Raw genomic sequence first — 20,526 nt, 5'->3', positions numbered from 1 at the left:
TATGAATCTCACAAATCACTTTTTAGTTGCCATGCCTGGGATGAAAGATCCGTACTTTCAAAATAGCGTGATCTACGTTTGTGAGCACAACGAAGACGGCGCTATGGGGTTGATGATCAATGCTCCTGTTGATATCACCGTCGGCAACATGCTCAAGCAGGTGGAAGTTCAGCCAGTACACCCGCGCCTATTTGAAGCCAGCCTAGATAGACCAGTCTACAATGGCGGCCCAATCTCGGAAGATCGTGGTTTTATTCTGCATAAACCTAAAGATTACTACGAGTCCAGCGTCCAAATGACTGATGATCTCGCTGTAACCACTTCACGTGATATTCTTTCGGTGTTAGGAACAGAAGCAGAACCAAGTGATTACTTAGTGGCACTTGGCTACTCAGGTTGGAGTGCAGGCCAATTAGAAAATGAGCTGGTCGAAAACTCTTGGCTCACCATTGAAGCGACGCCTGAAATTATCTTTAATACACCAATCAACGAGCGTTGGAAGAAAGCAGTCGAAAAGCTGGGCATCGACCCCAGTCATCTTTCAGCAGACTCTGGACATGCTTAGTCCGAAATACAGTTACATTAGATAGAGACACCTTATGTCACGCACAATTATGGCTTTTGACTTTGGAACCAAAAGCATTGGTAGCGCTATTGGCCAAGAAATTACTGGTACGGCTTCCCCATTAAAAGCCTTTAAAGCCAATGACGGTATTCCAAATTGGGACGATATCGAAAAGCAAATCAAAGAGTGGCAGCCAGATTTGCTAGTGGTCGGTTTACCAACTGATCTTCATGGCAAAGACCTTGAGACCATAACCCCTCGTGCACGAAAATTTGCTAAGCGTCTGCAAGGCCGATACGGCTTACCTGTTGAACTGCATGATGAGCGTTTATCTACAGCAGAAGCTCGTGCGGAGTTGTTCAGCATGGGCGGCTACAAAGCCCTATCGAAAGGGAATGTGGACTGCCAGTCAGCGGTGGTGATTCTAGAAAGCTGGTTTGAAGCCCTCTGGGGTGAATAAAACACAATACTCAAAACAAGAAAAGGTTGGCAAGTGCCAACCTTTTTTCGTCTAAACACGCTTAATCCATATCGATCTTAACGTTAGCAAGACTGCCCGTAGAGAATGCTTCGCCACGCTGTGTTTTCAACATCAAGCGCAAATCATTCGCCGAATCGGCACTGTGCAGCGCATCTTCTTCGCTAATCTTACCTTGCATCACCAACTTATAAAGAGATTGATCGAACGTCAGCATACCAAACTCATTTGAGCGAGCCATGGTTGACTTCAACTCATGCAAATCTCCGCGACGGATCAAATCAGATACTCGTGGGCTATTTAGCAAGATCTCAAACACACCATGACGCCCCTGCCCATTCTTATCTCGGATCAGCTGCTGACCAACCACGCCTTTTAGGTTCATCGACAAGTCGAACAAGAATTGTTCTTTTTGATCTTTCGGTACCAAGTGAAGAATGCGCTCTAAAGCTTGGTTGGCATTGTTGGCGTGCAACGTTGCCATACACAAATGGCCCGTTTCGGCGAAGGTCATCGCGTATTCCATTGTTTCACGGCTACGGATCTCACCAATCAAAATCATATCTGGTGCTTGGCGCAGCGAGTTTTTAAGCGCAACTTCATAGCTTTCCGTATCTAACCCAACTTCGCGTTGAGTCACGATACAGCGCTTGTGCTCATGCACGAATTCGATCGGATCTTCGACCGTCAAAATGTGCCCCGTCTTGTTGCTGTTTCGATAGCCCGTCATTGCCGCCATTGTGGTGGACTTACCTGACCCAGTAGCACCAACCACCAGCACCAAACCACGCTTGGCTATCGCTAAATCTTGCAACACTAACGGTAACTTTAATTGCTCAAAGGTGGGAATATTGGTTTCAATACGACGAATCACTGCGCCTGGTAACTCGCGTTGAAAAAAGGCACTAACACGGAAGCGGCCACAATCTCTCACAATGGCAAAATTCGACTCACGACTTTTACGAAATTCCTGACGCCTATCTGGCTCCATAGCACTGTCGAGTAATGCCGCCACATCACTCTCGGTGAGTTTTTCACCTTGTGGTCGCAATTCGCCATCCACGCGAAACAAAATTGGCGCACCAACCGTAATGTAAAGATCCGACGCTTTCAGCGCCAGCATACCTTCGAGAAATTTATTTAGATCCATCTTCCGTGTTCACCTACGTATTACGAGAATTGCTGCACTTCTAACCCGATCTTACTATCGACCTCTTCACGAGCGACCATACCTTGTGCCATTAACTGACGAGCATTTTGCTCCATGGTTTGCATGCCGTGAGCCGCACCAGTTTGAATGATCGAATACATCTGCGCGACTTTGTCTTCGCGGATCAAGTTACGAATCGCAGGCGTTGCCATCATGATTTCATGGCATGCAATACGGCCACCACCATTACGTTTCAATAACTTTTGCGCGATAACCGAACGAAGGGATTCAGAAAGCATCGAGCGCACCATGTCTTTATCACTGCCAGGGAACACATCGATAATACGGTCAATGGTTTTTGCCGCCGAGCTGGTGTGTAACGTGCCGAACACTAAGTGCCCCGTTTCCGCCGCCGTTAATGCAAGGCTGATGGTTTCTTTGTCACGCATCTCACCAACCAGAATGACATCCGGGTCTTCACGTAATGCGCTGCGCAGTGCGTTTTGGAAACTGTGCGTATCACGGTGTACTTCACGCTGGTTGATCAAACATTTATTGTTGTTGTGAACAAATTCAATCGGATCTTCAATTGTGAGTACGTGCTTGTTGTGATTACGATTAATGTAGTCAACAATGGCTGCTAAGGTCGTCGATTTACCAGAACCTGTTGGGCCAGTAACCAGAACTAAGCCTTTTTCAGCGTTCGCAATTTTTTTGAAGATCTCGGGAGCTTCCAGCTCTTCCAAAGTTGGAATGCTACTTGGTATGGTACGGAATACTGCCGCACAGCCACGAGATTGGTTGAAAGCGTTGACACGGAAACGACCAACGTTATGCAACTCAAAAGAGAAGTCGACTTCGAGTTTTTCTTCGAACTCACTGCGTTGGGCATCGTTCATGATTTCGAAAACCAAACGATGCACTTCTTGGTGTGTAAACGCTGGAATGCCTAGTTTTCTCACATCCCCATCAATACGAACCATTGGTGGGACACCTGCAGAAAGATGTAGATCTGAGGCATTATGTTTTACACTAAAATCCAGTAACTCAGTGATATCCATTTAAAATCCTTAAGTCTAAAGTACAGCTATGAGTAGTATTCAACAAAATATTGAACATATCACCTCTCAAATTCGATATGACGAGCAAAAATGTGGTCGAACTCCAGAGTCAGTGCAACTTCTAGCGGTAAGCAAAACTAAACCTGTCGAGGCAATTCTCGAAGCCTACCAAGCGGGACAAACCGCCTTTGGTGAAAACTACGTCCAAGAGGGCGTCAGTAAAGTTCAGCACTTTGCCGAGCATTATCCAGATAATCGAATCGAATGGCACTTCATTGGCCCGATTCAGTCGAATAAATCGCGACTTGTTGCTGAACATTTCGATTGGGTTCACACCATCGATCGAACCAAGATTGCTCAACGCCTGAATGATCAGCGTCCCAGTGAACTTAAACCGCTACAAGTTCTGATTCAGGTTAACACCAGTGGTGAAGCATCTAAGTCTGGTGTCACCGAAGCGGAAGTATTCGAGCTGGCGGAGTTGATTTCTCGCCTACCCAACCTCACTTTAAGAGGGTTGATGTCGATTCCTGCCAACGTGTCTGACTACGAATCACAACTTCATGAGTTTCAGAAGTTGGCCACATTGAAGCAAACACTCGAAGCTCAGTTCCCAGAAATCGATACATTATCAATAGGAATGAGTGGTGATATGACCGCTGCAATCGAAGCTGGTAGTACAATGGTTCGTATTGGAACCGCTATTTTCGGCGCACGAGACTACAGCTAAATTAACAAAACGCTCACTCGCGACATAAATTCGTCGTTAAATTAAAGAGTAAATCGCGCAATCATCTTACTCGCCAATAGGAGCAGTAAGTAACAGCGGCGCCATTATACACCTGAGCGCACAACAAACTCTAAATATCATGATGGAAATCAGACAAATGGAACATAAAAAAATCGCCTTCATTGGTGCTGGCAACATGGTGAGAGCCATTGTTTCTGGCTTGGTTGCTAACGGATACCCAGCGCAAAACATTACCGCGACAGCTCCTTCAGAGGCTCGCCGTCTTCCGCTAGAACAAGATTTTGGCATCCGTACCACCAGCGATAACATCCAAGCTGCGACCGAAGCGGATGTGGTGGTATTGTCTGTGAAACCGCAAATGATGGCTGATGTTTGTAAACCACTGCAAGCGATCGATTTCACTAATAAACTGGTGATTTCTATTGCCGCTGGCATCAACTGTTCACGATTGGATGATATGCTAGCCACCAAATTGAACTTGGTTCGTGTTATGCCAAATACGCCATCACAACTTGGGTTGGGCATGAGTGGTTTATTCGCACCAGCCCATGTAACTGAGCAAGACAAAGCTTTTGCTGCAGAGTTAATGGAAGCGGTCGGTAAAGTATGTTGGGTTGAGCAAGAGTCTGGCATCAATAATGTGATTGCCGCAGCAGGCAGTGCTCCGGCATACTTCTTCCTGTTTATGGAGGCGATGCAAGCAGAAGCGATTGCTCAAGGTTTTGATAAAGACACCGCTCGACTATTGGTTCAGCAAGCTGCATTGGGCGCGGCCAGTATGGTGGTTAGCAACCCAGAAACTGAGCTATCGACCCTGCGTGAGAACGTGACATCGAAAGGTGGGACAACGGCAGAAGCACTGCGTACATTCAACGAACATCAACTTTCAGATATTGTTGCTAAAGCCATGCAAGCTGCTGTGGCTCGCGCGGAAGAAATGGAAAAACTGTTTTAATTATTTGGATGAACTCCGTTTAGTATCATCCATCACTTGTTAAGGGTACCTTATGAATTCAATGAGTTTTCTCATCTCAACCCTATTTGACCTGTACATCATGGTCGTAATTTTGCGAATTTGGTTGCAAGCTGCACGCGCAGACTTCTACAACCCATTCTCGCAATTCATAGTAAAAGCGACTCAGCCGGTCATTGGTCCACTGCGCCGCATTATCCCTTCCGTGGGGAATATTGACCTAGCAACCGTGTTGTTTGCCTACGTGTTGTGTGTGCTTAAATTTGTCGTTCTGATCCTGATAGCTTCGAACGGTTCCGTCTCTTTCAGCGCTGATTTCTTGTTCTTGGGCTTGTTATCATTAATCAAAGCCGCTGGAGGTCTGCTGTTCTGGGTACTATTGATCCGTGCAATTTTGAGCTGGGTAAGCCAAGGTCGCAGCCCTATCGAGTACGTATTCCATCAATTAACCGAGCCAATGTGCGCACCAATCCGTCGTATTATTCCGGCTATTGGTGGTCTTGATTTGAGCGTACTGGTACTGTTTATCGGCTTGCAGTTCGCGAACTTCTTGATGGGTGATATCATTGGTCCAATTTGGTTCCAGTTATAATGTCAGCCGCAGTTTGGCAAGATGGCGAGGACATCATCCTAAAGCTCTATATTCAACCTAAAGCAAGCCGCGATAAAATTGTTGGCTTGCATGGTGAAGAGCTCAAAATCGCCATTACTGCTCCACCTGTCGATGGCAAAGCTAATGCGCACCTAACTAAGTTCTTAGCCAAGCAGTTTAAAATCGCTAAGGGTTTGGTTCACATAGAAAAAGGTGAATTAGGACGGCACAAACAAATTCGGATAGAATCACCTACCCAGATACCGACAGAAATTAAAGCCATCTTATGATGGCTTTTTATTTACAATTTTGTACCACACTTACTAGTACCAATGACTGAGTTCGCATTTTTACCCCGTGACCAAGGTAAAATTGCGGCTATGGTTGTTTTATAACAAGTGCTTTGAGGAAGTAACAATGAGCAAATGGATTACCGCATTACTGATCAGCCTATTGTCGTTACCAAGCTTCGCCGATCAGTTTAAAAATATGAAAGATATCGAAGTACACTATGTCGCGTTTAACTCGACATTCTTAACACCGAAAGTCGCACGTAGCTACGATATCAAGCGTAATGGATACCTCGCTGTGGTTAATATTAGCGTGCTAGATAGAGCTTCATTGGGTAAACCTGCATTAGAAGCAAAAATTGCTGGACGCGCGAAAAACCTCATCGGCCAAACTCAGACCTTGTCCTTTCGTGAAGTCAAAGAAGGCAATGCGATATACTATTTAGCCGAACTGCCAATTACCCACGAAGAAACTTTTACTTTCGATATTGACGTAAAAGCTGGAAACAAAGGCTCAGGTAAGCTTAAATTCACCCAGAAGTTTTATGTTGAAGAGTAATTGGGTTGTGATGATCCAAAAGCTTTTGGATCTAAGCAGGCTAAAAACCACTTATTAGTTAAAGAATATCTAGAGGAGAACGATTTGTTCTCCTCTATCACTATTAAAAGAGATTCCCATGAAAAAAATTGTGCTAGCAACCGGTAACCAAGGCAAAGTTCGTGAAATGGCAGATTTATTGTCTGACTTCGGTTTTGAAGTATTAGCGCAAAGTGAATTCAATGTATCGGAAGTAGCAGAAACGGGCACAACGTTCATTGAAAACGCGATCATCAAAGCTCGCCATGCCGCACAAGAAACAGGGCTTCCTGCCATTGCAGATGACTCTGGCTTAGAAGTCGATTTCTTAAAAGGCGCTCCGGGCATTTACTCTGCACGTTACGCAGGCGAGAACGCATCTGATCAAGAGAATCTAGAAAAATTGCTATCGGCAATGGAAGGCGTACCAGAAGCAGAACGTACAGCACGTTTCCACTGCGTATTAGTCCTCATGCGCCACGAGAACGACCCAACGCCTATCGTCTGCCACGGAAAATGGGAAGGCCGCATTCTAACTGAAGCGCACGGTGAAAATGGCTTTGGCTACGACCCAATCTTCTTTGTTCCTGAAGACAACTGTGCGTCAGCCGAACTTGAACCTGCACGTAAGAAACAACTGTCTCACCGCGGTAAAGCGCTCCAGTCGTTGTTTGCTCAACTATCTGAGCAAGTGTCTCAGTAATCACGAGCGAATTAGACCATGTTAACGCCCCCAGCACTCAGCTTGTATGTACACATCCCTTGGTGTGTACAAAAGTGCCCGTATTGCGACTTTAACTCTCACGCGCTCAAAACCGAGATTCCAGAAGAAGAGTACATCAGTGCCCTTCTAGAAGATTTGGATACTGACATTCAGAAATACCGCCTTAACGAAGCGCCACGTCCACTGCATTCAATCTTCATTGGTGGTGGTACGCCGAGTTTGATTTCGGCAGAAGGCATCGAGCGTCTACTTAAGGGCATTGAAGCGCGTATTCCGTTTAAGCCAGAAATTGAGATCACCATGGAAGCGAACCCAGGCACCATCGAAGCAGAGCGTTTTGTTGGCTACCGCAAAGCTGGTGTAACGCGTATCTCTATCGGCGTGCAAAGCTTTGAGCAACAGAAGCTTGAGCGTTTGGGGCGCATTCACGGCCAAGACGAAGCCGTCAATGCTGCTAAGCTGGCGCACCAAATCGGTTTGAACAGCTTTAACCTCGATCTCATGCACGGCTTACCAGATCAAAGCATCGAACAAGCCTTGGCAGATTTGGACAAAGCGATTGAGTTGGCACCGCCGCACCTGTCTTGGTATCAGCTGACCATCGAACCAAACACCATGTTCTACTACAAGCCACCAACGCTACCTGACGATGATGACTTGTGGGATATTTTCGAGCTCGGACACCAAAAACTTTCAGCCGCGGGTTATGTGCAATATGAAATCTCGGGTTACAGCAAGCCGGGCTATCAGTGTCAGCACAACCTCAACTACTGGCGCTTTGGCGATTACCTTGGTATTGGTTGTGGCTCTCATGGCAAACTCAGTTTTACCGACGGGCGTATTATTCGAACGACAAAGGTAAAACACCCGCGTGGCTATTTAGCGGCTTATCAAAATATGGTCAAACCTTATCTGCATACAGAACATGTCGTCGCGGATGAAGACCGTCCATTCGAGTTCTTTATGAACCGATTCCGCTTAATGGAAGCATGCCCGAAGCAAGATTACGTGGACACCACAGGCTTGCCGCTCAGTACGATTCAAGAAACTATTGATTGGGCGTTAGAAATGGGCTACTTGAGTGAAACCGCCACTCATTGGCAAATTACTGAAAAAGGGAAGCTCTTCCTTAATGACTTGCTCGAAGCCTTTATGGCCGAAGAAAGCGAAGAGTAACGCAGCCCAAAAACAAAAAAGCCTCTCAATTGAGAGGCTTTTTATATAGAACCTTCAACATTAGAAAATCGAACGGCCAATTCGCTCCGATAGCAATTCAAGCGCCTTAGTACCAGCAAGGGAGTTACCTGAAGGGTCAAGCTCTGGAGACCATACTGCAATGGTCATTTCGCCAGGTACTACCGCGATAATGCCACCACCGACACCAGACTTACCAGGCATGCCAACACGATAAGCAAATTCGCCCGCGCCATCATACAGGCCACACGTTGCTAACAGTGCATTAAGTTGTTTGGTTTGCACGGGAGAAACAACGGGCTTACCCGTTTGTACCGATGTGCCCTTATTTGCCAAATAGCTAAACGTTTTAGCCAAGTCGACACAGCTCATCTTCAGTGCACAAGCGTGGAAGTAGTTTTGCAGCACTGGAATTACTTCATTTTCGAAGTTACCAAACGAGCGCATGAGATATGCAATCGCCGCATTCCGATCACCATGCATCATTTCGGATGCCGCGACGACTTTGTCATACACAATATGAGTATCACCAGAAAGCTGACGTACAAATTCCAATAGGCGCTGACGAGGTGCAGATAAGCGAGTTTGCAACAGATCCGCCACAACTATCGCTCCAGCATTAATAAAAGGATTGCGAGGAATACCTTGCTCCATTTCTAGCTGGATTAGCGAATTAAATGCCTGCCCCGAAGGCTCTTTTCCCACTCGAGACCAAATTTCTTCTTGCTTGTACAAGCACATCGCTAACGTCAAGCTCAATGCTTTTGAAATAGATTGGATAGAGAAAGGTTCATCGGCATCGCCCGCCTTAATAACCTCACCTTCGTTGGTGTATACCGCAATACCTAACTTGTTGCTGGGTACTTTTGCCAGAGCAGGAATGTAATCAGCCACTTTGCCTTGGCCGATTAAAGGGCGCACTTCCGCCAAAATATCTGTCAAAATTTCCACTGTCGGTTTCATTCTCTACCTTCTATTTACAAGAGAACTCGTTGAGCTCAGAGGTAAAAAAAGCCAACGTGTCGTTGGCTTTTCCATAGGGTTCGTTCGACTCAAGTCGATTATGGTTTTACTGCCACAATAATATTGCGGTTGATAGATTGATCAACACGGTGAAGATAACCGATGTAAGGCTCTCCTGAAAGTACCTTCCAACCTTGCTCTTCAAATAATGCCGCGACATCTTTCCATTTCAATGTAAATTCATTGAAAGACAACACCACTGAACCTTGTTTTTTCAATACCACTTTCCATGCAGGCAGAGCCTCTTTTAAAAGCTCTAGTGGACTACGGTTCAGTTTGCTGTCCTTGGCATTTTTGCTGCCGTGCTGCACGCCGTAAGGCAAGTCAGACACCATCACATCAACTGAGTTCTTTTTCACGACTTGATCAGCGATACGAGTATCAGCCGAATACAGCTTCATAAACTGAAGATTGCCTTGGTTGTAATCTTCTTTATTTGCTGCAGCTTCAACCACGAAACCATCCGCCACTTTCTTGCCACCCGCAGTGCGCTTTTCTTTGCTCACTTTGTGCTTAAAGCGGCCATTCTTCATGAACTTAACGATAAAGGTCTGGATCTCTTGCACCCACTTGGCATTGATCTCTACCCCCACTACGTTCAAACCATGGATCAAGCCTTCAAACAAGGTTGTACCTTTACCACACATTGGATCCATTAAGGTCAGCTGCTCACTTCCCGTATTGGATGCACTAATGCCGATATTCACCATCAAGCGAGTAAACTGCTCGTTTGTTTTACCGGTATAACGCAGAATCTGACTCATGCTTTCCGGGAAAGTATTGAACGCTGGCGCTTGAATTGGTCGAAGTAAACCATCTTCGCGCACTTCAAATAGTGCATAGTAAATCGAAGAGGCTGCGATTCTTCGCGTCTGCTCATCGCTTAGAGCTTCCTGACAAGAAAACACCAACGCAGCAGGTAAGCCAACCTCTTTACTACCAATTTCTGTCACATCCACGCCTTGTGAAGCTAAAATTGCTTTTAGCTCTGAACAGGCAATGGTCATTGCGCTATCAAAGTAAATTCGGTTATGACCCGGATTCGCTAATATCGCGTAATGGTACATCCCATGAACTCCTCTAGTTACGCGATACGCTTATATTTGATATCCCACACACCGTGACCAAGACGGTGACCACGAGCTTCAAACTTCGTTAAAGGACGGTCGTCTGGACGAGGAACGAAATTACCATCTTTAGCAATGTTTTCGAAACCTGGTGCTTGGTTCATAACTTCAATCATGTGCTCTGCGTAGTTTTCCCAGTCTGTCGCCATGTGGAAAATACCTTCATTAGGGATCAGCTTCTCACGAACCATTTCAGCAAAACCTAATTGAACGATGCGACGCTTGTGGTGACGTTTCTTGTGCCAAGGGTCTGGGAAGAACAACTGCAGTGTCGATAAGCTGCCGTTTGGAATCATATGCTCAAACACTTCCACTGCGTCATGGCACATCACACGCAGGTTAGTAACTCCCGCCTCACGCGCATCCGCTAGACAAGCACCAACACCCGGGCTGTGTACTTCGATACCAATGAAGTTCTTCTCTGGTGCATTCTTTGCCATTTCAACCAATGAAGCACCCATACCAAAACCGATCTCTAGTACAACGGGGTTGTCGTTACCAAACACTTCTTTCCAATCGAGAAGTTCAGCTTTGAAGTCAATACCCATCGTTGGCCAGCATTCATTCATCGCGCTCTCTTGACCTTTAGTCAAACGCCCTTCACGGCGCACAAAGCTGCGGATTTTGCGGATCAGCTTTCCGTCTTCGTTGTATTCGTTAGTGGTTACTTCACTCATTGATTTTGCCTGCACATTGATTAATCAAAGCGGGGATTATCCAAAGAATTTACTGAGGTGCAAGTATTTGTTGAGCTCTTGGCCTATGGCAGCCCAAAAGCAATAGCACACATCTTTATATCCCTACTGTTTATCCGTTGTACTTCTTGCCCATTATGTGGTGCAATTTTGCACCTAACCAATAATAGAATACAGAGCAAGTCGTGACACCTTTCGCCAGTGCCATCCTAGAATGGTATGACGCATATGGAAGAAAAGATCTTCCGTGGCAACAAAATAAGACCGCATACAGTGTCTGGTTGTCTGAAATCATGCTTCAGCAAACTCAGGTCACTACGGTTATTCCGTATTACCAACGTTTCTTAGAGCGTTTTCCAACCGTGCTCGATCTTGCCAATGCTGAGCAAGATGAAGTCCTGCACCTTTGGACTGGCTTAGGGTATTACGCCCGAGCTCGTAACCTTCACAAAGCAGCACAAGAGGTCGCCTCTACATACAATGGTGAGTTTCCTCTTGATATAGAGAAAATGAACGCCTTACCGGGGATTGGCCGCTCTACCGCAGCCGCCGTTTTATCGTCTGTGTATAAACAACCACATGCGATTCTTGATGGCAACGTGAAGCGCACCCTATCCCGCTGTTTCGCAGTCGAAGGATGGCCAGGACAAAAAAAGGTTGAAAACCAGCTGTGGGAAATTGCCGAAACGCATACCCCACAAACGGACGTAGATAAGTATAACCAGGCAATGATGGACATGGGCGCGATGGTCTGCACACGCAGCAAACCCAAATGTAGCCTCTGCCCTGTTGCGGATCTGTGTGTGGCAAAACAACAAGGCAATGTGCTCGACTACCCGAGTAAAAAACCGAAAAAAGACAAGCCAATCAAGCAAACTCGTTTTGTAATGCTTCACCACAACACCGAAAATGGTCATGAGGTGTGGTTAGAACAAAGACCACAAACAGGCATTTGGGGTGGCTTATTTTGCTTCCCACAAACCGAACATGTGGATGTAGAAAGCGACATTGAATTGCTACTGGATCAACGTGGCATTCAAGCCAGCAATATCAAGCAGCAGCAAACACTGATTACCTTTCGTCATACATTCAGCCATTACCACCTAGATATCACGCCAATTTTGATTGATTTATCAAAGCAACCGGACGTGATAATGGAAGGCAACAAAGGTCTTTGGTATAACTTATCTAAACCTGAAGAAGTCGGTTTAGCCGCGCCAGTAAAACTATTGCTGGAAGCGCTACCCCACGAACTTCGTTAATTGAATACAAGGAGTCATTATGAGCCGCACTGTATTTTGTGCTCGACTAAAAAAAGAAGGCGAAGGTCTAGACTTTCAACTTTACCCTGGTGAACTAGGTAAACGCATTTTCGACAACATCTCGAAAGAAGCGTGGGCTCAGTGGCAACACAAACAAACCATGTTGATCAACGAAAAGAAACTCAACATGATGGATCCAGAGCACCGAAAACTGATCGAAACAGAAATGGTAAACTTCCTCTTTGAAGGAAAAGACGTTCATATCGAAGGCTACACACCGCCGAGCGAATAAAGTTGCTTGAGTTAAAACAATGACATCACAACCACTTGTGGTGTCATTTTTCTATTACCTTCAATAGCCCTGATACTTATGAAAAAAATTGTCTTTATTGCTGCCGCACTTTTAATGGCTGGCTGTAGCCGTGAATTCGTCGAAAAGATTTATGACGTCAACTACGAGCCCACAAACCGTTTTGCCAATAACTTAGCTGAGCTACCTGGACAATTTGAAAAAGATACCGCCGCGTTGGATGCCCTGATCAATAGTTTCTCTGGTAATATTCAAAAGCGCTGGGGTAAAAAAGAAATTAAGTACGCAGGCAAAAGTAATTACGTCAAATATATCGATAACTACCTTAGCCGTGCCGAAGTCGACTTTCGCAAAGGCGTGATCACGATTGAAACCGTATCACCGACCGAGCCCCAAAAGCACCTCAAAGAGGCGATTGTCACTACCTTACTCACGCCAGACGATCCAGCTCACGTCGACTTGTTCTCCTCAAAAGGAATCACGTTAGAAGGGCAACCATTTCTGTATAAACAAGTTGTCGATCAAGACAATAAGCCAATTCAGTGGTCTTGGCGGGCAAACCGATTTGCGGAGTATCTCATCGCAAACAAGATCAAGACCAAAGACGTTGATTTCAAGAAAGCGTATTACGTCGAAATCCCCATGGTTGAAGACCATTTTTCAACACGCAGCTACCAATACGCCGATATCGTGCGCCGAGCTTCCAAAAAATACGATATTCCAGAAGATTTGATATACGCCATTATTAAAACCGAGAGCAGCTTCAACCCGTACGCAGTAAGTTGGGCAAATGCGTATGGCTTAATGCAAGTTGTACCTAAAACCGCCGGTCGAGACGTATTCAAGCTCGTGAAAAAGCGCTCAGGCCAGCCAAGCCCTGAATATTTGTTTAATCCAGAAAACAACATCGATACCGGTACTGCGTATTTCTACATTTTAAAAAATCGTTATTTAAGAGAAGTCCATCACCCTACCTCTCTCGAGTACAGTATGATTTCCGCTTACAATGGCGGTACTGGAGGTGTTTTAAACACATTCCATCGCAGCGATCGCAAACGCGCAATGCAAGATCTTAATTCGTTGCAACCCAACCAAGTTTATTGGGCACTAACTAAGAAACACCCGAACGCAGAAGCACGTCGTTACCTAGAAAAAGTTACAAATTTCAAAAAGGAATTTAACTCAAAGCAAACTTTGTAGTGACAGTTGAATAAAAAGCGTTCGAACAAGCACTTTTTTGAAATTATTTAAAAAAAGTGGTTGACGCAAAGCGGGAAAATCCGTTTAATAGCGCTCCGTTGCCCGGATAGCTCAGTCGGTAGAGCAGAGGATTGAAAATCCTCGTGTCGGTGGTTCGATTCCGCCTCCGGGCACCACAATTTGATTTGTTGGTGTCTTAACGAAATGTTATAACACGGACAAAAGCACAAAGAATAAAGTGTGCCGACTTAGCTCAGTAGGTAGAGCAACTGACTTGTAATCAGTAGGTCACCAGTTCGATTCCGGTAGTCGGCACCATTCTTTTGCCTCGATAGCTCAGTCGGTAGAGCAGAGGATTGAAAATCCTCGTGTCGGTGGTTCGATTCCGCCTCGAGGCACCATATTTGGTGCACTTGCTTAATTTAAATCATTGGCAAGACACAAAACAGAATAGTTCCTCCTTAGCTCAGTTGGTAGAGCGACGGACTGTTAATCCGCAGGTCACTGGTTCGAGTCCAGTAGGAGGAGCCAAATTCAAGAATTTCATAAAAATGAGATTCTTAAAACGAAGAGTTCATCTCTTCTAAAAAGAATAAAGTGTGCCGACTTAGCTCAGTAGGTAGAGCAACTGACTTGTAATCAGTAGGTCACCAGTTCGATTCCGGTAGTCGGCACCATTCTTTTGCCTCGATAGCTCAGTCGGTAGAGCAGAGGATTGAAAATCCTCGTGTCGGTGGTTCGATTCCGCCTCGAGGCACCATTATTTGGTGTCATTGCTAAACACGATACACGAATAATTCCTCCTTAGCTCAGTTGGTAGAGCGACGGACTGTTAATCCGCAGGTCACTGGTTCGAGTCCAGTAGGAGGAGCCATTTTTAAAAAGCCGCATCTTTTGATGCGGCTTTTTGGCATCTGCCCTACGCTCATTTCATTTTCTCTGTTTCTCTGTTTCTCTGTTTCTAGCGTCGCAAAATATTAAGCTCAATCTCTAAAAAATACTTATTTTACGATAAAAATTTAATCCTCATCATAATTTCAATACGCATTAGTATGCGCGAATATTCATCTTCACTAAGATGCCCGAGTTATTACATTTCTTCTTTTAGCTATGCCTTGCATAGTGATGACACTTTATTTGTGAGCCAAATATGAAACTAAAAACTCAAGCCTATTTATTATCTGCGATCATATTGTTAGCACTCCTAGCACTGACCGCAACGGGCTTATGGACACTTCGCGTCGCAAGTAACCTTGATAACAAAGCTCGGGTTACTGAGCTATTCAAAAGTGCGTACAGCATTCTTACCGAAGTAGAAAAAATGGCTATCGAAGGCAAAATGCCAGAGGACGAAGCGAAATCATTAGCCACTCGCCTACTTCGTAATAATATCTACAAAGACAACGAATACGTTTATGTCGCAGATGAGAACATGATTTTTGTTGCAGCTCCGCTTGACCCTCAATTACATGGCACAAGCTTTCACGACTTTCGTGATGGAGATGGCAACAGCGTCGGCCAACTTATCTTAGATGTTTTGGGGCGCAAAACAGGTCAAATCGTCGAATATACTTGGAGTCAAAAGCAGGCCGACGGAAGCATTGAAGAAAAACACTCTATTGCCGAGAAAACACCACATTGGGGCTGGGTTGTAGGTACAGGGATCGGTTTTAATGAGGTGAATGCTCGCTTCTGGGCTACCGCCCAATGGCAGCTTGTACTGTGTTTAGTTATCGCGGGGAGTATTCTCGGTGGCCTGATTATCTCGATTCGCAAGATGCTCAATCTACTTGGTGGAGAGCCAAACGATGTGCGCAAAGCCGTTCAAGCTGTCGCACAAGGCGACATTCAGACCAGTTTTGATACAGTGGCGCCGAGAGGAAGTATCTATCGTGCGGTGCAAGATATGAGTCAATCACTAGCCACCATGGTGACAAACCTTGAGAAATCCATGCACGCACTGCGCGCTGAGTTATCTGCCGTAGAATCTCGCTCAAATACGATTGCCGATCTCACCGTATCCCAGCAGCAGTCAACAGCAATGATTGCCACTGCGATGACTGAAATGGCATCTTCAGCCAACCATGTTGCCAACTCGGCAAGTGATACAGCAAACAACACAGACGAAGCCGATAAACAAAGTCAGCATACTCAGAAGTTGATTCACAGTACTGTTGAAAACATTCAAGGTTTGGCTTCTCAATTAAATACTGCAAGTAAAGCGGTCGCCGATCTAGATCAGGATGTAAATAATATTGTAAAAGTGCTCGATGTAATTGGCGATATTGCAGAGCAAACAAACTTACTCGCACTCAATGCTGCCATTGAAGCAGCACGTGCCGGAGAGCAAGGTCGAGGCTTTGCCGTTGTTGCCGACGAGGTGCGTAACCTGGCAGGCCGAACACAAGATAGCACCAAAGAGATTCAGCATATGATCTCCAACCTGCAAGAAGGTTCCCGCAACGCTATTCACACAATGGAAGTGTGTGCAGAAACCAGTGAGGGCACAGTAACAGAGTCTAAGAATGCCTCTGAAGCTCTGCAGCAAATTGTAACGGCTTTAGAATCTATCACCGCAATGAGTCAGCAGATCGCGACCGCAGCAGCCGAACAAACTCAGGTTAGCGATGATATTGCGCTGCGTGTCAATCTTATCGAGGAAAGCGGAAGCCAGCTCAACTCTGTGGTAACGGAGAGCCAATCAAGCACTCAAAGTTTAGCTTCGCTGGCAGATGAGCTAGAAGGTTGGGTAAACAAGTTCTCTGTAAAGCACTAGGTTAAAGTCAATTGTTTAGTATAAAGCACGTTTTCAAGCGTGCTTTTTTTGTTTTTATCCATTTACTCTACTTTCAAACTCCTATCTCTCCATTAAAGAAAGCTTAGTTAATGGTGTATTTGTATCAAAAATGCATAAAAACAGCCCACTCCGAGCACATTTTCATCAAACGATATTTTATTTTAATTTTATGGTTGACCTAAGAGCCGAAAAACCGTTTAATACACCTCGTCGCCCGGATAGCTCAGTCGGTAGAGCAGAGGATTGAAAATCCTCGTGTCGGTGGTTCGATTCCGCCTCCGGGCACCACAATTTATTAATTGTTGGTGCTTAGCACGAACAATAGTTAAAGAATATAGTGTGCCGACTTAGCTCAGTAGGTAGAGCAACTGACTTGTAATCAGTAGGTCACCAGTTCGATTCCGGTAGTCGGCACCATTTATTCTTTTAAAAAGACAATTCCTCCTTAGCTCAGTTGGTAGAGCGACGGACTGTTAATCCGCAGGTCACTGGTTCGAGTCCAGTAGGAGGAGCCATTTTTCAGTTAGTAAGTCGATTACTTATTAACGAAAATGTGCCGACTTAGCTCAGTAGGTAGAGCAACTGACTTGTAATCAGTAGGTCACCAGTTCGATTCCGGTAGTCGGCACCACTTATTAAAATTTGTTCCTCCTTAGCTCAGTTGGTAGAGCGACGGACTGTTAATCCGCAGGTCACTGGTTCGAGTCCAGTAGGAGGAGCCATATTAGAAAAAGCCGTATCTCTTGATACGGCTTTTTTGCATTGGTTTAAAGTCAAACTCTTTTCTACTCATGTCACTCAGGAAAGAAAATCAGAGTTTAGATCATTACCTTGAAGGCATCGCTTAACTTAGAGTGGAATATCTGCTCACCAACAACTCTGCTTTCTATCGATAGTCCCACCATAAGCAATGTTCACCAATAAATAATAATCATAGTGGGTGGCACACATCTCCCAGATCAAAAAAGCCAGGTAAAACCCAGCTTTTTGCTTAAATCAACCAACTCAGCTTAAACCACCGAGACAAATATACTTTGTCTCCAAATATTCATCGAGCCCTTGTTTCGCACCTTCTCGGCCAACTCCTGACTCTTTCACTCCACCAAACGGGGCCACCTCAGTAGAAATAATCCCCTCATTGACACCAACCATGCCGTATTCCAGGCCTTCGCTGAAAGCAACAATACGCTTGAAGTTATTCGTGTAGAAGTAACAAGCCAAACCATACTCTGTGTCATTCGCCATTCCGAGAACTTGTTCATCATTCTCAAAGGTAATAATAGGTAACACAGGCCCGAATAGCTCTTGCTGAACAATCGACATATGCTGCTTGACGCTATCCAAAAGAACGGGCTCCATGAAGCGCCCAGGGCGTCTCTGTGGAGAGTTGGCAATAGAAGCTCCTTCTTGTACGGCTTGATCGATCACTGCCTCTAGGCGATGTTTAGAAGCCATCGTAATAACCGGACCTAATGTGACACCTTTCTCTAAACCATTACCAAGCTGTAATTTGTTTAACTTCGACAATACTTTTTCAATAAAAACTTGTTTTACACCTTCATGAACATACAGACGATTGGTACAAACACATGTTTGCCCTGCATTACGGAACTTCGAAGCGACAAGCCCTTCCGCAGCCGCATCTAAATCTGCATCTTCAAAAACAATAAAAGGTGCATTACCACCTAACTCCATCGAAACCGCTTTGACAGAGTCACTGGCTTGTTTCATCAAAATCTTCCCGACTCGCGTAGAGCCCGTAAAAGAAACTTTCTTAATCCTAGGATCAGTACTTAGTACTTGGCCAAACTCAGCTGCCTGCTCTGATACCACCACAGGAAGCAGTTCTTTTGGGATTCCTGCCTGATAAGCTAATTCAACAACAGCAATTGCAGTAAGAGGAGTAAGCTCAGAGGGTTTAATCAGCATACCACAACCTGCCGCCAGGGCTGGTGCTGCTTTTCTTGTAATCATCGCAATAGGGAAGTTCCACGGCGTAATTGCAGCGCATACCCCTACAGGCTGGCGAATAGCAGACAGACGTCGATCTGTTGTGGGGGCAGGTATAACTTCGCCATAAGCACGTTTGGCTTCTTCTGAGAACCACTCGACAAAAGAGGCGCCATACATCACCTCTCCTTTACTCTCGGTTAATGGTTTCCCCTGCTCTAAGGTAATAATTGTGGCAATGTCTTCTGCATTATCAAGGAGTAATTGATACCACTTTTTCAAGCGACGAGAGCGCTCTTTAGCACTTAGCTTTCCCCAGCGAATTTGCTCGGTTTTACACTTACCAATAATGTCATCTAATTCCTCAAGAGCACTGGGCTTTAATCGAACTAACTCTTGCTCAGTTGCAGGGTTGATGACCACAATTCCCTCTTCGGAAGACCATTGTTTAAATACGGATTTCAAGGTTTCATTTTTTATTTGTTGCATCATCAAACTTACTCCTACGAGAACTCCTCTTAGGTTAATCTTTACTAGCAAGATCAGCAAAGAAAACAAAGTTTTCTAAAAGACATGAATGTTCGAATGACTTTATTCTCTTAACAGTCTAGACGCTCATTCTCTTCCAATGACTAAATCAGACTAGCGGTAACAAACTCCAGCAATCCATTCTCCTAGGGACTATCCAGAACACTAGAACGATGAGTATTTGCGAAGTAGCAGTAGAAACCCCTTGCTAGAGAAAAGCGTTAACGAAATACGCAATGACAGAGTGCAGACGGCGAGCTAGCTTATGCGGATTCATCGGTCTAATTACCGACATAACCCATCAGTCTCCAGCATTTACTATAGGTTCGAATCTGTAGAGAAATGAGCAAGATTACGTTCAACTAGAATTGTGCAACTCGGTTACAGAGAAAACTGGCACTACAGATACCAAAAGTCTTAGTCTTTTAAAAGTGGCAGCGGAGCCGGGCTACGAGTAGGCCTTCTGCGGGAGTCATTCGATCGAAGGGAGAAATATACTTGCATTAACGAAAAAAGCCCCAGTCTTTCGACTGGGGCTTAATATAAGTGGCGGAGTGGACGGGACTCGAACCCGCGACCCCCGGCGTGACAGGCCGGTATTCTAACCAACTGAACTACCACTCCGCAGTGGTATCACTCGCTTGTAATCAGCAAGTGTCCAAAATTTAAAGCCTGGCGATGTCCTACTCTCACATGGGGAAGCCCCACACTACCATCGGCGCTATTTCGTTTCACTTCTGAGTTCGGCATGGAAATCAGGTGGGTCCAAAACGCTATGGTCGCCAAGCAAATTCTTTACGTTTTGTTTTAGGCTTTAATTTAAAGTCTAAAACAAACAATAAATGGTGCTGATACCCAGAATCGAACTGGGGACCTCATCCTTACCAAGGATGCGCTCTACCGACTGAGCCATATCAGCACATTATTTGTGTCCGTAAGGACTAAAAAAGCCCGCTTTTACAAACGGGCTCTCTTAACTTTTGTCTTCACCTTTTAAAAAAGGAGAACACTAAATTTAAAGCCTGGCGATGTCCTACTCTCACATGGGGAAACCCCACACTACCATCGGCGCTATTTCGTTTCACTTCTGAGTTCGGCATGGAAATCAGGTGGGTCCAAAACGCTATGGTCGCCAAGCAAATTCTTTAATCTGGAAAGCTGTTTCTTAATTCTCGTTACTACACATTCAATGTTCTTTCATTGAGTCCATCAAAACCCCTTGGGTGTTGTATGGTTAAGCCTCACGGGCAATTAGTACAGGTTAGCTCAACGCCTCACA

General features: G+C 45.2%; 19 protein-coding genes, 14 tRNA genes and 2 rRNA genes. 25 read left to right on the top strand and 10 right to left on the bottom strand.

What is annotated here, in order from left to right; genetic code table 11:
• Window position 1: 1 nt before the first annotated feature.
• Together L3V32_RS05495 and ruvX are read left to right on the top strand one after the other, a co-directional pair.
• Entirely contained in the window at window positions 2-565 is a 564-nt protein-coding gene (locus L3V32_RS05495; RefSeq protein ID WP_005393973.1) for a YqgE/AlgH family protein, read from the top strand.
• Window positions 566-599: 34 nt separating this feature from the next.
• A complete protein-coding gene (gene ruvX, locus L3V32_RS05490) occupies window positions 600-1,025 on the top strand; it encodes a Holliday junction resolvase RuvX (RefSeq protein ID WP_005381017.1) in 426 nt (141 codons plus the stop codon).
• Window positions 1,026-1,086: 61 nt separating this feature from the next.
• Here the strand turns inward: ruvX and L3V32_RS05485 are convergent, their stop codons facing one another.
• Window positions 1,087-2,193: a PilT/PilU family type 4a pilus ATPase gene (locus L3V32_RS05485; protein ID WP_006743091.1), complete on the bottom strand. Its 1,107-nt coding sequence runs from the start codon at window positions 2,191-2,193 to the stop codon at window positions 1,087-1,089.
• A gap of 20 nt (window positions 2,194-2,213) precedes the next feature.
• The gene (locus tag L3V32_RS05480; protein WP_005381015.1) at window positions 2,214-3,254 is read right to left on the bottom strand and encodes a type IV pilus twitching motility protein PilT; all 1,041 of its coding nucleotides are present in this window, start codon (window positions 3,252-3,254) and stop codon (window positions 2,214-2,216) included.
• Window positions 3,255-3,282: 28 nt separating this feature from the next.
• On the opposite strand from L3V32_RS05480, the gene L3V32_RS05475 reads away from it, so the two are divergent.
• The 7 genes from L3V32_RS05475 (at window position 3,283) to hemW (ending at window position 8,337) form a co-directional block, all read left to right on the top strand.
• Entirely contained in the window at window positions 3,283-3,984 is a 702-nt protein-coding gene (locus L3V32_RS05475) for a YggS family pyridoxal phosphate-dependent enzyme (protein WP_237283955.1), read from the top strand.
• Window positions 3,985-4,141: 157 nt separating this feature from the next.
• Entirely contained in the window at window positions 4,142-4,960 is an 819-nt protein-coding gene (proC, locus tag L3V32_RS05470; RefSeq protein ID WP_047008834.1) for a pyrroline-5-carboxylate reductase, read from the top strand.
• Window positions 4,961-5,012: 52 nt separating this feature from the next.
• Window positions 5,013-5,570, top strand: coding sequence for a YggT family protein (locus L3V32_RS05465; RefSeq protein WP_012841393.1), 558 nt, complete (start codon window positions 5,013-5,015; stop codon window positions 5,568-5,570).
• Entirely contained in the window at window positions 5,570-5,860 is a 291-nt protein-coding gene (gene yggU / locus L3V32_RS05460; RefSeq protein WP_005393980.1) for a DUF167 family protein YggU, read from the top strand. Before L3V32_RS05465 ends, yggU begins: the two co-directional genes overlap by 1 nt.
• Window positions 5,861-5,987: 127 nt before the next feature.
• Complete coding sequence (locus L3V32_RS05455; RefSeq protein ID WP_005393982.1) at window positions 5,988-6,419, top strand: DUF4426 domain-containing protein; 432 nt, start codon at window positions 5,988-5,990, stop codon at window positions 6,417-6,419.
• A gap of 118 nt (window positions 6,420-6,537) precedes the next feature.
• Window positions 6,538-7,140, top strand: coding sequence for an XTP/dITP diphosphatase (locus tag L3V32_RS05450; RefSeq protein WP_193447896.1), 603 nt, complete (start codon window positions 6,538-6,540; stop codon window positions 7,138-7,140).
• 18 nt (window positions 7,141-7,158) lie between these two features.
• Window positions 7,159-8,337 (top strand): radical SAM family heme chaperone HemW, encoded by a 1,179-nt coding sequence (gene hemW / locus L3V32_RS05445; protein WP_237283954.1) that lies wholly within the window; start codon window positions 7,159-7,161, stop codon window positions 8,335-8,337.
• A gap of 60 nt (window positions 8,338-8,397) precedes the next feature.
• On the opposite strand, the gene glsB is transcribed toward hemW, so the two are convergent.
• From glsB to trmB, 3 genes are all read right to left on the bottom strand, one after another.
• Window positions 8,398-9,318, bottom strand: a complete 921-nt coding sequence (gene glsB, locus L3V32_RS05440) for a glutaminase B (protein ID WP_005393987.1) — start codon at window positions 9,316-9,318, stop codon at window positions 8,398-8,400.
• Window positions 9,319-9,416: 98 nt separating this feature from the next.
• Entirely contained in the window at window positions 9,417-10,445 is a 1,029-nt protein-coding gene (locus L3V32_RS05435; RefSeq protein WP_237283953.1) for a TRM11 family methyltransferase, read from the bottom strand.
• 17 nt (window positions 10,446-10,462) lie between these two features.
• A complete protein-coding gene (gene trmB, locus L3V32_RS05430) occupies window positions 10,463-11,182 on the bottom strand; it encodes a tRNA (guanosine(46)-N7)-methyltransferase TrmB (protein WP_237283952.1) in 720 nt (239 codons plus the stop codon).
• Window positions 11,183-11,385: 203 nt separating this feature from the next.
• Here trmB and mutY point away from each other — a divergent pair, with 203 nt between their 5' ends.
• The 16 genes from mutY to L3V32_RS05350 all read left to right on the top strand — a co-directional run bounded on the left by mutY (window position 11,386) and on the right by L3V32_RS05350 (window position 17,491).
• The gene (gene mutY / locus L3V32_RS05425) at window positions 11,386-12,462 is read left to right on the top strand and encodes an A/G-specific adenine glycosylase (RefSeq protein ID WP_237283951.1); all 1,077 of its coding nucleotides are present in this window, start codon (window positions 11,386-11,388) and stop codon (window positions 12,460-12,462) included.
• A 19-nt stretch (window positions 12,463-12,481) separates the two neighbouring features.
• On the top strand, window positions 12,482-12,754 hold the full coding sequence (locus L3V32_RS05420) for an oxidative damage protection protein (RefSeq protein WP_005381002.1): 273 nt from the start codon (window positions 12,482-12,484) through the stop codon (window positions 12,752-12,754).
• Between the two features lie 78 nt (window positions 12,755-12,832).
• Window positions 12,833-13,972 carry a membrane-bound lytic murein transglycosylase MltC gene (gene mltC, locus L3V32_RS05415; protein ID WP_005393998.1) on the top strand — a complete coding sequence of 380 codons (1,140 nt, stop codon included), beginning with the start codon at window positions 12,833-12,835 and terminating at the stop codon, window positions 13,970-13,972.
• A 100-nt stretch (window positions 13,973-14,072) separates the two neighbouring features.
• A tRNA-Phe gene (locus tag L3V32_RS05410) sits at window positions 14,073-14,148 on the top strand.
• 66 nt (window positions 14,149-14,214) lie between these two features.
• Window positions 14,215-14,290 (top strand) — tRNA-Thr (locus L3V32_RS05405).
• Between the two features lie 7 nt (window positions 14,291-14,297).
• Window positions 14,298-14,373: transfer RNA gene (locus L3V32_RS05400), tRNA-Phe, on the top strand.
• Window positions 14,374-14,427: 54 nt separating this feature from the next.
• Window positions 14,428-14,503: transfer RNA gene (locus L3V32_RS05395), tRNA-Asn, on the top strand.
• A 70-nt stretch (window positions 14,504-14,573) separates the two neighbouring features.
• A tRNA-Thr gene (locus tag L3V32_RS05390) sits at window positions 14,574-14,649 on the top strand.
• A 7-nt stretch (window positions 14,650-14,656) separates the two neighbouring features.
• Window positions 14,657-14,732, top strand: a tRNA-Phe gene (locus tag L3V32_RS05385).
• A gap of 38 nt (window positions 14,733-14,770) precedes the next feature.
• Window positions 14,771-14,846: transfer RNA gene (locus L3V32_RS05380), tRNA-Asn, on the top strand.
• 276 nt (window positions 14,847-15,122) lie between these two features.
• Complete coding sequence (locus L3V32_RS05375) at window positions 15,123-16,748, top strand: methyl-accepting chemotaxis protein (protein WP_237283950.1); 1,626 nt, start codon at window positions 15,123-15,125, stop codon at window positions 16,746-16,748.
• Between the two features lie 233 nt (window positions 16,749-16,981).
• A tRNA-Phe gene (locus L3V32_RS05370) sits at window positions 16,982-17,057 on the top strand.
• A gap of 53 nt (window positions 17,058-17,110) precedes the next feature.
• A tRNA-Thr gene (locus L3V32_RS05365) sits at window positions 17,111-17,186 on the top strand.
• A 22-nt stretch (window positions 17,187-17,208) separates the two neighbouring features.
• Window positions 17,209-17,284 (top strand) — tRNA-Asn (locus tag L3V32_RS05360).
• A 40-nt stretch (window positions 17,285-17,324) separates the two neighbouring features.
• A tRNA-Thr gene (locus L3V32_RS05355) sits at window positions 17,325-17,400 on the top strand.
• 15 nt (window positions 17,401-17,415) lie between these two features.
• Window positions 17,416-17,491 (top strand) — tRNA-Asn (locus tag L3V32_RS05350).
• A gap of 283 nt (window positions 17,492-17,774) precedes the next feature.
• Here L3V32_RS05350 and L3V32_RS05345 read toward each other — a convergent pair.
• The 5 genes from L3V32_RS05345 to rrf (L3V32_RS05325) form a co-directional block, all read right to left on the bottom strand.
• Window positions 17,775-19,211: an NAD-dependent succinate-semialdehyde dehydrogenase gene (locus L3V32_RS05345; RefSeq protein ID WP_237283949.1), complete on the bottom strand. Its 1,437-nt coding sequence runs from the start codon at window positions 19,209-19,211 to the stop codon at window positions 17,775-17,777.
• A gap of 583 nt (window positions 19,212-19,794) precedes the next feature.
• Window positions 19,795-19,871, bottom strand: a tRNA-Asp gene (locus L3V32_RS05340).
• A gap of 46 nt (window positions 19,872-19,917) precedes the next feature.
• Window positions 19,918-20,034: ribosomal RNA gene (rrf, locus tag L3V32_RS05335) — 5S ribosomal RNA — on the bottom strand.
• Window positions 20,035-20,090: 56 nt separating this feature from the next.
• A tRNA-Thr gene (locus L3V32_RS05330) sits at window positions 20,091-20,166 on the bottom strand.
• A 101-nt stretch (window positions 20,167-20,267) separates the two neighbouring features.
• Window positions 20,268-20,384: ribosomal RNA gene (gene rrf, locus L3V32_RS05325) — 5S ribosomal RNA — on the bottom strand.
• Between the last annotated feature and the right edge of the window lie 142 nt (window positions 20,385-20,526).

Origin of the sequence: Vibrio sp. J2-4 (assembly GCF_021728155.1) — a bacterium.
In the GTDB taxonomy this organism is placed as follows: Bacteria; Pseudomonadota; Gammaproteobacteria; order Enterobacterales; family Vibrionaceae; genus Vibrio; species Vibrio diabolicus.
The sequence above is the reverse complement of the archived record's forward strand: the minus strand, read 5'-3'. Positions and strand labels throughout refer to the sequence as shown.

Excerpts from the sequence above, each read along its gene's own strand:
- L3V32_RS05495 (WP_005393973.1), top strand. The coding sequence starts at position 2 with ATGAATCTCACAAATCACTTTTTAGTTGCCATGCCTGGGATGAAAGAT.
- ruvX (WP_005381017.1), top strand. The coding sequence starts at position 600 with ATGTCACGCACAATTATGGCTTTTGACTTTGGAACCAAAAGCATTGGT.
- L3V32_RS05485 (WP_006743091.1), bottom strand. The coding sequence starts at position 2,193 with ATGGATCTAAATAAATTTCTCGAAGGTATGCTGGCGCTGAAAGCGTCG.
- L3V32_RS05480 (WP_005381015.1), bottom strand. The coding sequence starts at position 3,254 with ATGGATATCACTGAGTTACTGGATTTTAGTGTAAAACATAATGCCTCA.
- L3V32_RS05475 (WP_237283955.1), top strand. The coding sequence starts at position 3,283 with ATGAGTAGTATTCAACAAAATATTGAACATATCACCTCTCAAATTCGA.
- proC (WP_047008834.1), top strand. The coding sequence starts at position 4,142 with ATGGAACATAAAAAAATCGCCTTCATTGGTGCTGGCAACATGGTGAGA.
- L3V32_RS05465 (WP_012841393.1), top strand. The coding sequence starts at position 5,013 with ATGAATTCAATGAGTTTTCTCATCTCAACCCTATTTGACCTGTACATC.
- yggU (WP_005393980.1), top strand. The coding sequence starts at position 5,570 with ATGTCAGCCGCAGTTTGGCAAGATGGCGAGGACATCATCCTAAAGCTC.
- L3V32_RS05455 (WP_005393982.1), top strand. The coding sequence starts at position 5,988 with ATGAGCAAATGGATTACCGCATTACTGATCAGCCTATTGTCGTTACCA.
- L3V32_RS05450 (WP_193447896.1), top strand. The coding sequence starts at position 6,538 with ATGAAAAAAATTGTGCTAGCAACCGGTAACCAAGGCAAAGTTCGTGAA.
- hemW (WP_237283954.1), top strand. The coding sequence starts at position 7,159 with ATGTTAACGCCCCCAGCACTCAGCTTGTATGTACACATCCCTTGGTGT.
- glsB (WP_005393987.1), bottom strand. The coding sequence starts at position 9,318 with ATGAAACCGACAGTGGAAATTTTGACAGATATTTTGGCGGAAGTGCGC.
- L3V32_RS05435 (WP_237283953.1), bottom strand. The coding sequence starts at position 10,445 with ATGTACCATTACGCGATATTAGCGAATCCGGGTCATAACCGAATTTAC.
- trmB (WP_237283952.1), bottom strand. The coding sequence starts at position 11,182 with ATGAGTGAAGTAACCACTAACGAATACAACGAAGACGGAAAGCTGATC.
- L3V32_RS05420 (WP_005381002.1), top strand. The coding sequence starts at position 12,482 with ATGAGCCGCACTGTATTTTGTGCTCGACTAAAAAAAGAAGGCGAAGGT.
- mltC (WP_005393998.1), top strand. The coding sequence starts at position 12,833 with ATGAAAAAAATTGTCTTTATTGCTGCCGCACTTTTAATGGCTGGCTGT.
- L3V32_RS05375 (WP_237283950.1), top strand. The coding sequence starts at position 15,123 with ATGAAACTAAAAACTCAAGCCTATTTATTATCTGCGATCATATTGTTA.
- L3V32_RS05345 (WP_237283949.1), bottom strand. The coding sequence starts at position 19,211 with ATGATGCAACAAATAAAAAATGAAACCTTGAAATCCGTATTTAAACAA.